Origin of the sequence: Burkholderia sp. JPY481, assembly GCF_038900515.1 — a bacterium.
In the GTDB taxonomy this organism is placed as follows: domain Bacteria; phylum Pseudomonadota; class Gammaproteobacteria; order Burkholderiales; family Burkholderiaceae; genus Paraburkholderia; species Paraburkholderia youngii.
This window is the reverse complement of sequence record NZ_JAYMRT010000002.1, coordinates 463,111-477,860: the sequence shown is the minus strand read 5'-3', so window position 1 is coordinate 477,860 and position 14,750 is coordinate 463,111. Positions and strand designations below refer to the sequence as shown.

The following is a 14,750-nucleotide window of genomic DNA, read 5'->3' as shown; positions in this document are numbered from 1 at the left end:
GCGCGTCATTGCAGCGGCGCGCCGTTGCCAAATGTCGTTCCCGCCTTCGCGGCACGCGCGCGCTGCAAGGCGAGCGCGGCAATCGCGGTGTCCTGCGCGCCGGTTCCGGTCAGATCGCAGATCGTCACGTCGGCGTCGCTCGTGCGGCCCGCCGCCTGTTTCGCGATCACCTGACCCAATTCGACGATCGCCGCATCGGCACGCATCGTGCCCGCGGCGAGCGCGTGATGCAGTTCGCCGAGCACGCGCGTTTGCTGCGCGCGGTCGCACACGTAGCGCGCCGCCGCGAGCGCCGCCGGCGCGATTTCGTTCTTGTGTTCGGCGTCCGAGCCCATCGCGGTGATGTGCAGGCCCGGATGCAGATCGGCGGCTTCGATGAGCGGCGTGCGGCTCGGCGTCGTCGTGATCGCGACGTGCGCTTCGGCGAGCGCGTCGTGAACGCTGGCCGCGACGTCGCAGCGCACGCCGAGCGTGTTGTTCACTTCGGCGGAGAAACGTAGCGCGCTCGCCGCGTCGCGCGCCCACACGCGTACGTGTTCGACGCGGCGCACCAGCATCAGCGCCCGCAATTGCAGGCGCGCCTGCTCGCCAGCGCCGATCACCGCGACCCGCGGCGTGTGCGCTTTCGCGAGCCAGCGCGCCGCGACCGCGCCGGCGGCCGCCGTGCGTATCGCGGTCAGATAGCCGTTGTCGAGCAGCACCGCTTCGGTCAATCCGGTCTTCGCCGACAGCACCAGCATCAGGCCGTTCAGGCTCGGCAAACCAAGCGACGGGTTATCGAAAAAGCCCGGACTCACCTTGATCGCGAAGCTGTCGAGGCGCGGCAACCATGCGGTCTTCACGTCGACTTCGCCGTTATGCGCGGGCAGATCGAGCCGCAGGATCGGCGGCATCGCAACCGCTTCGGTCGCGAGCGCGACAAAGGCCGCTTCGATCTGGTCGATGGCCGCGAGATCGAGCGGCACGAGTTTGCGAAGCTCGGCTTCGCCAAGGAGCGTGATCGAGGTCATGATGCGGATGCGGTATGTGGGTTCGGTGACGGTAGGGCTTGCGAATTTTCGTTGCCGACGATCCGCCGATGCAGATCCATATCGATGTTCGCGCCCGTCACGACGAGCACGAGCGGCCCGCGCGCGATGCGCTCAGCGGGCAGCGCGCGATCGAGCACCGCGGCAATCCCCACCGCCGCCGCGCCTTCGACGACGAGCCGTTCCTGCCGATACGCATGCGCGATACCGCGCGCGATCGACGCCTCATCCAGCAGCACGGTTTCATCGATCAGATCGCGCGTCAGCGCATACGTGTAGCGGTTTTCGAGTCCGATACCACCGCCTAGCGAATCGGCGAGCGTATCGACTTCCTCGACCAGCACCGGCTGACCGACCGCTAGACTCGCGTGCATCGCGGCGCCGCGCGCCATCGTCACGCCGGTCAAACCGATCGTGGCACTCGTGCTTTTCGCGGCGAGCGCGATGCCTGCAAACAGCCCGCCGCCCGACAACGGCACGACGATGTTCGCGACATCGGGCAACGCCTCGACGATTTCGAGCCCGATCGTCCCTTGTCCGGCGATCACGCGCGGATCGTCGAATGGCGGGACGTAGGCAAAACCTTCTTCGCGCGCGAGTCGCAATGCTTCGTGCTCCGCCTCGTCCTGGCTTTGGCCGGTAATCCGTACATGCGCGCCGAGTGCGCGCACCGCATCGACCTTGTTGGCGGGCACGAGGCGCGACAGACACACGGTTGCGTCGATACCGAGCGCGCGCGCCGCATGCGCGACCGCGCGGCCATGATTACCGGTCGATGCGGTCACCACGCGAGTGCAGCCTTCGTCGGCCAGTTGCGCGAGCGCATTGGTCGCGCCGCGCACTTTGAAGCTGCCGGTCGGCTGCACGGTTTCGAGCTTCAGATAGACCGGCGTGCCGGCGTGCGCCGACAGGCTCGGTGATTCGACGAGCGGCGTACGGCACACGCGGCCGTCGATACGGCTGCGCGCGCGGTAAATGTCGGCTAACGACAGATCGGCTGACGGTGGAACGGACATGCGCGAGGCCCTGCATCAAAGTGGTCGATTCGCTATTCGATGCGGGCACGGCTGTCGCAGATAAACGCAGTGATTCGCGGCCGCATCGCTTTCCATGCAGCCCAGTCTAGTGTTCTAAAAAAGGATTTTTATTGTCCTAGTTCATTTCGGTCAGCGCGCACGCAATTCGCGCACCCGTGCGATCAGGTGAAATCGTGCACCTGCGGGTATTGCTCGAACACATCGTGCATCGTTTCGAGCGCGGCTTTATAGGTGTCTTCGCTAACCTCGGCGCCGACGCAAACGCGCACCGCATTAGGCCGGTCCGCGTCGCGCACGAGGAATGGATCGGGCGACGTCACCGCGATGTCGCGGTTGCGCAGCTCGCGCACCAGCCGGTCGGTGCGCCAGTGATCGGGCACCCGCAACCATGCCGACAGCGCCTGCGGGTGCGCGCCCAGGACATATTTACCGAGCGTCTGCTGCAATTGCGCCTGACGCCGCCCGAGCCGTTCACGCTGAATTTCGACGAGCCGCGCGGCCGTGCCGTCGACGATCCAGCGCGTGGCGATCTCAGCCATCGGCGGCGTCGCCATCCAGCTGCTCACGCGCAGCACGCTTTCGGCGCGCAGCGCGAGCCGGCGCGGCGTCGTCATATAGCCGATGCGCAAACCGGCCATCACCGACTTCGTCAAGCTCGTGCAATAGAACGAGAGATCTGGAATGAGGCTCGAAATCGGCGTGGAATGTTTGGCGGGCAACGGGCCGTAGACGTCGTCCTCGATCACGTAGACGCCATAGCGTTCGGCGATTTTCGCAATCGCGCGACGCCGCGAATCGGGCATCAACGCGACGGTCGGATTGTTCAGCGTCGGCGTGCAGACGAGCGCCGAGATACGCTCGCTGTCGCACATCTCCTCGAAGTGTTCGGGGTGTATGCCGTACTCGTCGATTTCGAGGCCCTTCAGCGTGAAGCCGAGCACGTTGGCCGAACCTATCACGCCGTGATCCGTCAGGCTTTCGCACAGTACGGTATCGCCCGGGCCCACCAGCGAAGCGAGCGCGAGAAAGATGCCGTGCGCGGCGCCATTCGTGACGAGCAGCGTATCGGCCGAAGCCGGCATGCCGAGCGACGCGAGCCACGCAATGCCCGCCTGGCGATGATGCTCGAAGCCCGCGATCGGCCGGAACGCGCGAATCCACGGCTGATCGTCGAGCGTCGACAGCGTCGCGCAGACCTTACGCCACATCGCATCGTGCTCGGACGTGTGAATGATGCGCGCGATCGAAAAGTCGACCACCGAGCGCTCGGCCGTATCGAGCATGTAGCTCGACATCGTTTCGGTGACGCGCGCCGCGACGAAGCTGCCGCGCCCCACCTCGCAGCGGATCAGCCCTTGCCGCTCCAGTTCCTTGTACGCATTGGTCACGGTCTGCACGCTGATCGCGAGTTCGGCGGCGACGTCGCGCTGCGGCGGCAGGCGCGCGCCCGGCGGCAGCGACGTATTCTCGATGTCGCCGGCAATCGCCTTGACCAGCCGCTTGTATTTCGATTCCACGCCGTGCACCGCGCGCACGGCCTCGCGCCATTGCTCGATCACCGTTGCTCCTCCGTTTATCGCGACGCCGGCTCCGTTTGAAGTCGTGTCGTCTTGCCTGATCTCCCATAGTGAGGCAAAAACGGGGCGGAAAATAATTGTCCTAGAGCAATCGGGCCGAAAAAATGTGGGGCTGGATAGCGAAGTTCTCTCGTGTGAGTCCGATCAGAGTTTCACGCGCACCGTCGCCACACCGCGCGCTACAGCAACCCCACAAAATGCATCAGCACGAACACGATCGCCCCTCCCGCGATCAGCACCAATGCATTGATACGCGTCCTCATCACGAGCACGGTCGCGATGGCCGCGGTGAGCCACGCAATCCATCCGCCTTCCAGGTCCTTGATCAGCACATAAACGGCCGCGAGAATCAGCCCTGCGGCCACGGGGCGCAATCCAGCCTGCAACGCATTCAGCCAGCGTGCGCCTTCGTGCCGATTCCAGATGTGCACGACGCCATACATCAGAAACGCAGTCGGACCGAATAGCGCGACGGTCGCGACGAGCGCGCCGCCGACGCCGCCGACCTGATAGCCGATCAGCGTCGCGAGCAATGAGCCGGGACCGGGCGCGAGCCGCGCGATCGCGAAGTCGCTGAGAAATTGCGCATGGGTCATCCAGTGATGCACGTCGACGACCTGGCGCTGCACTTCGGGGATGATCCCCTGCCCGCCACCGACGGTGACGATCGACAGCGGCGCGAAAACCGAAAACAGCGCGATAAGAGTTCTGAGCACGGCGGAAGCTTTAGTGGAGTTTGACTTGTGGCGACACAAGCCGATCAGGGCTGGCGCGCCTCGCGCACGTACTCGTAGCCAACGCTCAACGCGCCGGCGATCAGCACGGTCCACACCAGCGACACGCGAAACACCGCGGCGGCCGCGAACGTCGCGAGCAGCACCAGATAGGGAAACCCGCGGCGCGGCAGCCGGCGCGCGGCGGTGATCGCCATCGACAGCGACAGCCCGATCGCACCGGCCGCGGCGCCGGCGAGCGCGATATGCGTGAGCGGAAACGACGCGATCGCCGAGAAGAACGCGCCGAGCAGAATGATCACGACGGCCGCCGGAAAAATGATGCCGCAGAATCCCGCGACGGCGCCGCGCCAGCCGAGCAGCCGGTAGCCGATCCAGATCGCCAGATTCTTCACGTTGACGCCGGGCAGAGCCTGCGACAACGCGAGGCCGTTGAGAAATTCGTCTTCGCTCATCCAGTGCCGGTCGTGCACGAACTCGCGCATGAACCAGCCGCTCAAGCCGCCGCCGAAACTCGTCAGACCGATGCGAGCGAAGATCAGAAAGAGGCCCAGCGAGGTCACTTCGCGAGGCGGTGTTTGGCGTGGCGCGTCGCCTTCATGTGTCGATACCGGGTCGCCGACGTGGTGCCCGTGGATGCCTTTGGCCAATACTCGTCCCTAGTCGTTTTGGTCGTGCCGCGCTTGCCGCGCACCCGGCATGATAGCCGCAGACGTCGCCGGTGACGTAGCCGATGGAACAGACGCGGCCGCAGGCGAGGAAGCTGCTAAAGCAGCCGCCGGATGCCGCGGATCATGCAGCTCATCGGCCGACCACCCGCCGCCCAGATCGCCAAACAACGACGCCGCGTGTAGCAAGCGCGATTCCTGCACGTTCAGCGCAGTCTGCCGCGTAGTCAGTTGCGTCGCTTGCGCGGTCGCGACCGTGGTGTAATCGACGGTGCCCGCCTGGTACTCGTTGAACGCGATCTCCGCGCCACGGTCCGCGTCGCGCACCGCCGTTTCGAGCACGACCGCCTGCTCGGCGAGAATGCGCAGGCCGGACAGATCGTCCTCGACGTTCTGGAACGCGCCCAGCACCGTGCCGCGATAGTTGGCAACGGCCGAGTCGTAGGCCGCCTTCGCCGCGTCGACGTCGGCGCTGCGCAGGCCGCCGTCGAACAGCGTCTGGGTCGCGCTGCCGCCCAGCGACCACACGTAATTCGCGACCTTCAGCAGACCGGACAGCGGCGACTGCGTGAAACCCGCCGCGGCCGAGAGCGAGATGTCCGGGTAATACGCAGCCACCTGGACGCCGATCGCCGCATTCTGCGCGGCCATCCTGCGCTCGGCGGCGGCGATGTCGGGCCGGCGTTCGAGCAGCGTCGACGGCACGCCGACCGGCACCGACGGCAGCGCCGGCATCGCGGTGCTATGCGTGATCGACAGCTCCTCCGGGTTCTTGCCGACCAGCACCGCAATCGCATGGGCTTGCTGCGCGCGCGCGACGCCGAGCGCGATCAGATTGGACTTCGCGGTATTCAACTGGCTGCGCGCGGTGATCACGTCGCTCGGCGGAATCGTGCCTGCGCGGTCCTGCTCGGTAACGACGTCGAGAGCATGCTGATACGCGACGACCGTTTGCTGCAGCAGGTCGATGTTCGCGTCGCTGGTGCGCAATTCGATGATCGCGGTGGCGAGCGCAACCTGCTCGGAGAGCGTCGCATTCGCGAGCGTCGCTTCGCTCGACTGCGCGCTCGCGGCGTTTTCCTCGACGGTGCGGCGTACCTGGCCCCACAGGTCCGGCGCCCAGCTCACGTTGCCTTCCACCGAACCCGAATTGACGATGCGCGTCGACGTGCCATTGACGAAGCTTCCCGCTGCACTGACCGAACCGCTGCCCGCGCGCTCGCGCGTCGCCGAGCCGGTCGCGCCGATCGTCGGGAACAGCGCCGCATGCGCGGCGCGCACTTCGGCGAGCGCTTGCTGGTAGTTCGCGTAGTCCGCGCGCACGGTCTGGTTCGACACCGCGACCAGCGGTTCGAGTTCGTCGATCAGCGGATCGTTGAATGAGGTCCACCACGTGCCCTTCGGGCCGGTCGCGTTCGGCTCGGCCTGGGTCCAGCCCGGCAGCTCCGAGTACGTGGCGGGCACGCTGACCTGCGGCCGGTGATAGTCCGGGCCGACCATGCAGCCTGAGTCGAACAGCGCGAGCAGCGCGACGGCGAGCGTCGCGACGCCCGGCAACCTGGCGCTCGGCCCTGTCATTCGTTGAGAAGAAATCTTCATCGTCATGCCTTCGTATCCGGTTGTCCCGGCGTCGCGTCGCGGTTCCAGCGCAGCCCCGCGGACCATCTGACCAGCCGTGCGCGCAGACGGTCGAGATACAGATAAATCACCGGCGTCGTATAGAGCGTGAACATCTGGCTGAGGACCAGCCCGCCCATCACGGTGATACCGAGGGGCTGGCGCAGCGAGCCGCCCTGGCCGATGCCGATTGCGAGCGGCACCGCGCCGAGCACGGCCGCGAACGTCGTCATCATGATCGGCCGCAGACGGATCAGCGCGGCCGCGTGGATCGCGTCGCGCGCGGGCATCCGCTCCTGGCGCTGCAACTGGATCGCGACGTCGACCATCATGATGCCGTTCTTCTTGACGATGCCGATCAGCAGGATGATGCCGATCATCGCGATCACCGAGAACGGCGTGCCGAAGATCAGCAGCGCGAGCGTTGCGCCGATGCCCGCGGACGGCAGCGTCGACAGGATCGTCAGCGGGTGGATCGAGCTTTCGTACAGCACGCCGAGCACGATGTAGACGACGCCTAGCGCCGCGAGAATCAGCAGCGGCACCACGCCCATCGATTGCGAATAGGCCGCCGCCGCGCCCGCGAACGAGCCGTGAATGCTCGCGGGCACGCCGATGTCGCGGATCGTTTCGTTGATCGCCGCGCCGGCCTGGCTCAGCGATCCGCCGGCCGGCAGATTGAACGAGATCGTCGCGGCGACGAGCCCGCTCTGGTGGTTCACCTGCGTCGACGTATGGCTGTTTTTGTACGACGTCAGCACCGAAAGCGGCACCATCGTTTCGGCCGCCGTACTATCCGCGCTGCCGGTCGAGCTGCCGCCCTTGCTGTTGGCGATGCTGTTGTTGGTCGCGTTCGACTGCGCGTCCGAGTTGCGCGAATTCGTGTTCGACGATGCGCTGGCCGTGGTCGCGCTAGTCGCCGACACCGTGCCGTGCGGCATCTGCGTCGCGGCCGTGCCGGTCGGATTGCCCGCGGACGTGCTCAGATAGATCTGGCTCAGCGTCTCTGGATACTGCCAGTACTCGGGCGCGACTTCCATCACGACGAAGTACTGGTTCAATGGGTTATAGATCGTCGACACGGTGCGCTGGCCGAATGCGTCGTACAGCACATTGTCGATCTGGTTCGGCGCGAAGCCAAAGCGCGCGGCGGTTGCACGATTGATCGTCAGGTAGGTTTGCAGGCCGTTCTGCTGCAAGTCGGAGTTCACGTCGAGCAGCCGCCCGCGCTCCTTCGACAACGCGGCGACGAGTTTCGGCGTCCACGCGAACAGTGCGGCGGAATCGTCGCTCGTCAGCGTGTACTGGTACTCGGCCGCCGATTGCCGCCCGCCGATGCGCAAATCCTGCTGCGCCTGCAGAAAGAGCCGCGCGCCCGACACTTCGTCGAGCTTCGGACGCAGGCGGTTCACGACCTGGGTGGCCGTCGCGTGCCGCTGCGACAGCGGCTTCAACTCGATGAACACGTTCGCGGTATTGAGCGCGCGCCCGCCGGTAAAGCCCGCAACCGACTGAACCGCCGGATCTCTCTGCACGATCGACTGTAACTGCGCGAGCTTCTTCTGCATCGCCGAAAACGAGATGCTCTGGTCGGCGATGATCTGCCCGATCACGATGCCGGTGTCCTGCTCGGGAAAGAAGGTGGCGGGCACCAGCTTCAGCATGAACACGTTGCCGACCAGCAGCGCGAACAGCAGCAGGATCACCAGCAGCGAATGATCGAGCACGGCCGTCAGCGAGCGTGCGTAGATGTCCTTGAAACGATCGAACTGCCGCTCGACCCACTGCGCCCAGCGCGCTTTCGAATGACCGGCGTTGTCGCGGCTCAGCACGTACGCGCACATCGCGGGAGTGACCGTCAGCGAGATCACCAGCGAGATCAGGATCGCGATCGACAGCGTGATCGCGAACTCATGAAACATCAGTCCGACGATGCCCGGAAACAGAATGATCGGCAGAAACACCGCGATCAGCGACAGGCTCATCGAAATCACCGTGAAGCCGACTTCGCCCGCGCCCTTCACCGCGGCCTCTTTCGGACTCAGTCCCAGCTCCATGTGCCGCACGACGTTTTCGAGCACGACGACCGCGTCGTCGACGACGAAGCCGGTGCCGATGGTCAGCGCCATCAGCGACAGGTTGTCGATGCTATAGCCGAGCAGATACATCGGCCCGAAAGTACCGACGATCGACAGCGGCAACGCGACCGCCGGAATCAGCGTCGCGCGCGGCGACTGCAGGAAGATGAACACGACGCCGACCACCAGCAGCACCGCGATGAACAGTGTGCGCTCGGTATCGCCGACCGACGACGTGACCGACTGCGAGCGATCGATCGCGACTTCCACGTGCACGCTGCTCGGCAGCGTCGCTTCGATCGCCGGCAGCACGTTGCGGATCTGCTGCACGGTGCGGACCACGTTGCTGCCCGGCATCGGATAGACGATCACGAGAATCGCCGACTTTCCGTTGAAGAGCCCCGCATTGCGGATGTTTTCGTTCGAGTCGCGCACTTGGGCGACGTCGCGCAACTTCACCGGCGCGCCGTCGCGATACGCGACCACCAGATCGCGATACGGCGCCGCGTGCGTGATCTGATCGTTCGACGTGACAACGTAGCGCTGATCGCCGACGTCGATATGCCCCTTCGCGCTGTCGGCGTTGGCCGCGCTGATCGCCGCGCGCACGTCTTCCATGCCGATGCCGTAGCTATTGAGCTTGCCCGGCTGCAACTCGACGCGCACGCTCGGCAACGCGCCGCCGCCGAGCGTGATCTGGCCGACGCCCTGCACCTGCGACAACTGCTGCTGGATCACCGAATCGGCGGAGTCGTAGAGCTGCGCTTTGGTCAGCGTGTCCGAGGTCAGCGACAGCACCACGATCGGCGCGTCGGCCGGGTTGTACTGGCGGTAGCTCGGATTGCTGCGCAGCGTGGTGGGCAGATCGGCGCGCGCGGCCTGGATCGCCGCCTCGACGTCGCGCGCGGCGCCATTGATGTCGCGCTTCAATCCGAACTCGACGATGATCATCGACGAGCCGACGTAGCTGATCGAGGTCAGCTCCTCGACATCGGCGATCGTCGCGAGCCGCCGCTCGAGCGGTTCGGCCACCGTCGACGCCATGATGTTCGGGCTCGCGCCGGCCATGTTGGCCTGCACGACGATCACCGGAAACGCGATGTTCGGCAGCGGCGCGACCGGCATGCGGAAATAGGCGAGCGTGCCGGAGATCAGGATCGCGATCGCGAGCAGCGTCGTCGCGACCGGTCGCCGGATGAAGATCGCCGGGATGTTCACCGCGTGCCCTCCGCGCCGCCTTCCGGCGGGCGCCCGCCGTTGCGCTTAGCGCGCTCGGCGCGCCAGCGGTTCACGCGCGTAGCCATCCGGTCGAAGAACAGATAGATCACCGGCGTCGTGAACAGCGTCAGCACCTGGCTCAGCGTCAGACCGCCGATGATCGCGAGACCGAGCGGGCGGCGCAGTTCCGAACCGGTGCCGGTGCCGAGCAGCATCGGCAGTGCGCCGAGCATCGCGGCGAGCGTGGTCATCAGGATCGGCCGGAAACGCAGCAGCGACGCCTCGAAGATCGCCTCGCGCGGCGCCTTGCCGTGATTGCGTTCGGCGTCGAGCGCGAAGTCGACCATCATGATCGCGTTCTTCTTGACGATGCCGATCAGCAGCACGATACCGATGATGCCGATCACGTCGAGATCCATCCCCGCGAGCATCAGCGACAGCAATGCGCCGATGCCGGCCGACGGCAGCGTCGACAGGATCGTGACCGGATGGATGAAGCTCTCGTATAGCACGCCGAGCACGATATACACGGCAACGAGCGCGGCGATCAGCAAATAGACCTCGCTCGATAGCGAATCCTCGAACGCCGCGGTCGCGCCTTGCAGCGACGAGGTGATCGACGGCGGCAGGTCGATCGCCTGCTCGGCCTCGCGAATATCCTTGACCGCGGTGCTCAGCGACGCGCCCTTCGCGAGATTGAACGACACCGTCACCGACGGAAACTGCGCGAGGTGACTGATCACGAGCGGCGCCTTCCTGATCTCGATCTTCGCGATGCCGGACAGCGGCACCTGACCCGTGCTGCTGGTCTGGCTCGGCAGATAGAGATTGCCGATCGATTGCACGGTCGGCATCGACTCCGGCTTCGCAACCAGAATCACGCGGTACTGGCTCGACTGCTCGAAGATCGTCGACACGATGCGCTGGCCGAGCGCGTCGTACAGCGCGTTGTCGATCGTCGCGGGCGTGATGCCGAAGCGCGCGGCCAATTGCCGGTTCACTTCGACATTCACGCTGAGGCCGTCGGTATTGAGATCGCTCTGCACGTCGGACAATGACGGAATCTGCTTCAGACGCGCGACGAGTTCCGGCACGTACTTCTGGAACGCTTGCTGGCTCGGTCCGCGCAACACGAAGCTGTACTGGTTCGGCGACACGGTCGTGTCGAGCGTCAGGTCCTGCTCGGGCTGCATGAAAAGCTTCACGCCCGGCACATGCGCGACTTCCTGCGCGAGCCGGCGCGCGATTTCCTGTGCGTTGTCTGAACGCTGATCCTTGTCGCGCAGATTGATCAGGAAGCGGCCGTTGTTCAGCGTCGCGTTGGTGCCGTCGATGCCGACGTACGACGTCAGCGACACCACGTCCGGGTCCTTCAGGACCGCATCGGCGAGCGCGCTCTGCCGCTTCACCATCGCCGCGTACGACACCGAGTTGTCGGCGACGCTGATGCCCTGGATCACGCCGACGTCCTGCACCGGAAACAGGCCCTTCGGAATCACCACGTACAGGATGCCGGTCAGCACGACGGTGGCGACCGCGACCATCAGCGTCAGCGTCTGATGGTCGAGCACCCAACGCAGGCCACGCTCGTAGGCGGCAAGCGTCTTGTCGAACAGGCGCTCGCTGATGCGCTCGAAGCGGCTCGGATGCCGCTCGGCCTGCGCGCGCAGCATCCGCGCGCACAGCATCGGCACCACCGTCAGCGACACGACCGCCGAAATCACGATCGTAACCGCGAGCGTCACCGCGAACTCGCTGAACAGGCGCCCGATCACGCCGCCCATGAACAGCAGCGGAATCAGCACCGCGATCAGCGAAATGGTCAGCGACAGAATCGTGAAGCCGATCTGCCCCGCGCCTTCGAGCGCGGCTTCGAGCGGCGACATGCCCTCTTCCAGATAGCGCACGATGTTCTCGATCATCACGATCGAGTCGTCGACGACGAAGCCGGTCGCGATGATCAACGCCATCAGCGACAGGTTGTCGATCGAATAGTTGAGCTGGTACATCACCGCGAGCGTGCCGATCAGCGAGACCGGTACCGAGATGCTCGGAATCACGGTGGCGGGCACGTTGCGCAGGAACACGAAGATCACCGCGACGACCAGCACGATCGCGAGAATCAGCTCGAACGCGGCGTCCGCGACCGACGCGCGAATCACGCCGGTACTGTCCGACACCACCGTCACTTTCATGCCGGCCGGCAGCGTCGATTCGAGCTGCGGCAGCACCTTCATGATCTGGTTGACCGTCTGGATCACGTTCGCGCCGGGCTGGCGCTGCACGTTCAGCACGATCGCGGGCGAGCCGTTGTACCACGCGCCGCGCTCGACGTCCTGCGCGGCCTGGCTCACGCGCGCCACATCGCGCATGTAGACCGGCGAGCCGTTCTGATACGCGATCACCGTGTCCAGATAGTCCTTCGGGTCGGTGATCTGATCGTTGCCGTTGATCGTGTAGTCGAGATCGGGGCCGTCGAAATTGCCCTTCGGCTGGCTCACGTTCACGTAGCTGAGCAGCGTGCGCAGATCGTCGATATTGAGGCCGTAGGCGGCGAGCTTGTGCGGGTCGGCTTCTACGCGGATCGCGGGCACGTTGCCGCCGCTCGTCGTCACGACGCCGACGCCTGACACCTCCGAGATCTTCGTGCCGAGGCGGTTGTTGGCGACGTCTTCGAGTTGCGTCAGCGACATCGACTTCGACGTGACCGCGAGCGTCAGAATGGGCTGGTCGGCGGGATTGACCTTCGCGTAGGTCGGCGGCGCCGGCAGGCCCGATGGCAGATAGCTGTTCGCCGCGTTGATCGCCTGCTGCACGTTCTGCTCGGCGATGTCGAGGTTCAGCGACAGATCGAACTGCAGCGTGATCACCGACGCGCCGTCCGAGCTGTACGAGGTCATCTGCTGCAGGCCCGGAATCTCGCCGAGCTGCACTTCGAGCGGCGCGGTCACGGTGGTCGCCATCACCGTCGGGCTCGCGCCCGGGTAGAAGGTCTGCACCTGAATCGTCGGATAGTCGACGTTCGGCAGCGACGACACCGGCAGCACGCGCATCGCGATCAGACCGATGAGCACGAGCGCGATCATCAACAGCAGCGTCGCGACCGGGCGAAGAATGAACAGGCGGGAAATGTTCATCGGCGCGGCGGTCCGTTACGACGAAGCGGCTTCTGACGCGGCCGGCGCAGGCGCGGCCGGCGCGCTCGACGCCGGCGCTGCTTCGGACGCCGCGGCGGGCGCCTTCGGGCCGTTGCCGGCCGCGCCGCTTGCCGCGGCGGCGGACTTCGGATGCGCCGGCTGGATCTTCGCGCCGTCATTCAGACGATCCGTCCCGTCCGTCACGACCTGGTTGCCGGCCGCGAGACCCGACTCGATCACCGTATTCCTGCCGTCGCTCGGGCCCAGCTTGACCTTGTGCACGGACACCGTGCTGTCCGGATTGACCAGATAGACGAAGTCGCCCGGCGCGCCGGACTGCACCGCGGCGCTCGGCACGAGCACCGCGTTCTGCATCGTGTCGACGAGCAGCTTCACGTTGACGAACTCGTTGGGGAACAGCGCCTCGTCGTCGTTCGCGAAGGTCGCGCGCAACGTGACGGTGCCGGTCGCGGTCGCCATCTGGTTGCTGACCGCGTAGAGCGTGCCGGTTGCGATCTCGCGCGAGTTGTCGCTCGAATACGCGGTGACCGGCAGCTTCGCGCCGGTGGACAGACGCTGCACGATCGACGCGAGCGAATCCTGCGGCACCGTGAACTGCACCGTGGTCGGCTTCACGGTCGTGATGACGACGATGCCCGTCGTCGACGACGCGGTCACGTAATTGCCCGGATCGACGAGCCGCAAGCCGACCTTGCCCGCGATCGGCGCGGTGATGCGGCAATACGCGAGGTCGAGATCGAATTGGGCGATGTTGGCGAGATCGACCTTCACCGCCGCTTCGTCCTGCTGCACGAGGAACTGCTGATCCGCGTAGGTCTGCTGCGCAATCGACTTGCGCTCGTTCAACTGTGTATAGCGCTCGAGATCGGCGCGCGCCTGCGCGAGCAAAGCGCGGTCTTTCGCGAGCGTCGCCTCCGCCTGCTGCTTGCTGATCTGATACTGGCGCGGATCGATCTGCGCGAGGAATTGCCCTTTTTGCACCTCCTGGCCTTCGTGATAGCCAACTTCGGTCAGATAGCCGCTCAGCTGCGGCAGCACGGTCACCGTCGCGATCGGAATGACGGTGCCGAGTTCGCTCAATGTGACCGGCATCGAACCGAGCGTCGCCTGCGCGACGGTGACGACGATCGCCGCGTTCTCGCGCGCCGGCTTCTTGCGCGTCAGCAGATGAACCACGACGAGCGCGACCAGCACGAGCACGACAACCGAGAAGATGATGAGCCCGCGTCGCGAGCGCTTTGGCGGCGGGGACACGGTTTCGCTCATGTTGATCTCCGGGAACGGATATTGGTGTCGAGCTTCGGCAGGAAGCTCGCCCTCTGACGGGACTGCGCAAAAGTGACACGGTTCGCGCGCGTTGTCATCAGTCGAAGCCCTCGGGTCCTGCTGTTATGAAGACGTAAGAAACCAGGACGCGGCTTCGGTGTGGGGCATGCGTGAATGTAGCCGGCTTGCGCCGGGCTTGAGTTACAGGGGTGCAACATGTTGGCGGGTGAAAGGATCGGGGGTGTCGATCACGCGGCGCGCGGGCGGCGGACATCCGCATCGGCCGAGGGTTGAGCGCGGCGCGGCATCGCAACATGCGGTAACAGACGACAGCCAAACGAAAACCGGTCCGTCCGTGCAGAATCGTCA

Annotated in this window: 9 protein-coding genes; all 9 read right to left on the bottom strand. The window is 65.4% G+C overall.

The genetic code is table 11. From position 1 onward, the window contains the following. Positions 1-5 precede the first annotated feature (5 nt). Positions 6-1,010 carry a cyclodeaminase gene (locus VSR82_RS07465; RefSeq protein ID WP_429456094.1) on the bottom strand — a complete coding sequence of 335 codons (1,005 nt, stop codon included), beginning with the start codon at positions 1,008-1,010 and terminating at the stop codon, positions 6-8. Then, positions 1,007-2,044 (bottom strand): hydroxyectoine utilization dehydratase EutB, encoded by a 1,038-nt coding sequence (eutB, locus tag VSR82_RS07460; RefSeq protein ID WP_429456095.1) that lies wholly within the window; start codon positions 2,042-2,044, stop codon positions 1,007-1,009. Before eutB ends, VSR82_RS07465 begins: the two co-directional genes overlap by 4 nt. A 182-nt stretch (positions 2,045-2,226) precedes the next feature. After that, entirely contained in the window at positions 2,227-3,624 is a 1,398-nt protein-coding gene (ehuR, locus tag VSR82_RS07455; RefSeq protein WP_176106902.1) for a MocR-like ectoine utilization transcription factor EhuR, read from the bottom strand. 197 nt (positions 3,625-3,821) lie between these two features. After that, positions 3,822-4,358 (bottom strand): chromate transporter, encoded by a 537-nt coding sequence (locus tag VSR82_RS07450; protein ID WP_429456096.1) that lies wholly within the window; start codon positions 4,356-4,358, stop codon positions 3,822-3,824. A gap of 44 nt (positions 4,359-4,402) precedes the next feature. Then, positions 4,403-5,026, bottom strand: a complete 624-nt coding sequence (locus tag VSR82_RS07445) for a chromate transporter (protein WP_429456097.1) — start codon at positions 5,024-5,026, stop codon at positions 4,403-4,405. 9 nt (positions 5,027-5,035) lie between these two features. Continuing rightward, on the bottom strand, positions 5,036-6,649 hold the full coding sequence (locus tag VSR82_RS07440) for an efflux transporter outer membrane subunit (protein WP_429456098.1): 1,614 nt from the start codon (positions 6,647-6,649) through the stop codon (positions 5,036-5,038). Continuing rightward, positions 6,646-9,957, bottom strand: a complete 3,312-nt coding sequence (locus VSR82_RS07435; RefSeq protein WP_429456099.1) for an efflux RND transporter permease subunit — start codon at positions 9,955-9,957, stop codon at positions 6,646-6,648. Before VSR82_RS07435 ends, VSR82_RS07440 begins: the two co-directional genes overlap by 4 nt. Further along, positions 9,954-13,094: an efflux RND transporter permease subunit gene (locus VSR82_RS07430; RefSeq protein WP_429456100.1), complete on the bottom strand. Its 3,141-nt coding sequence runs from the start codon at positions 13,092-13,094 to the stop codon at positions 9,954-9,956. Before VSR82_RS07430 ends, VSR82_RS07435 begins: the two co-directional genes overlap by 4 nt. Before the next feature lie 15 nt (positions 13,095-13,109). Continuing rightward, positions 13,110-14,381 carry an efflux RND transporter periplasmic adaptor subunit gene (locus tag VSR82_RS07425; RefSeq protein WP_429456101.1) on the bottom strand — a complete coding sequence of 424 codons (1,272 nt, stop codon included), beginning with the start codon at positions 14,379-14,381 and terminating at the stop codon, positions 13,110-13,112. Between the last annotated feature and the right edge of the window lie 369 nt (positions 14,382-14,750).

Excerpts from the sequence above, each read along its gene's own strand:
- VSR82_RS07465 (WP_429456094.1), bottom strand. The coding sequence starts at position 1,010 with ATGACCTCGATCACGCTCCTTGGCGAAGCCGAGCTTCGCAAACTCGTG.
- eutB (WP_429456095.1), bottom strand. The coding sequence starts at position 2,044 with ATGTCCGTTCCACCGTCAGCCGATCTGTCGTTAGCCGACATTTACCGC.
- VSR82_RS07440 (WP_429456098.1), bottom strand. The coding sequence starts at position 6,649 with ATGACGATGAAGATTTCTTCTCAACGAATGACAGGGCCGAGCGCCAGG.
- VSR82_RS07430 (WP_429456100.1), bottom strand. The coding sequence starts at position 13,094 with ATGAACATTTCCCGCCTGTTCATTCTTCGCCCGGTCGCGACGCTGCTG.
- VSR82_RS07425 (WP_429456101.1), bottom strand. The coding sequence starts at position 14,381 with ATGAGCGAAACCGTGTCCCCGCCGCCAAAGCGCTCGCGACGCGGGCTC.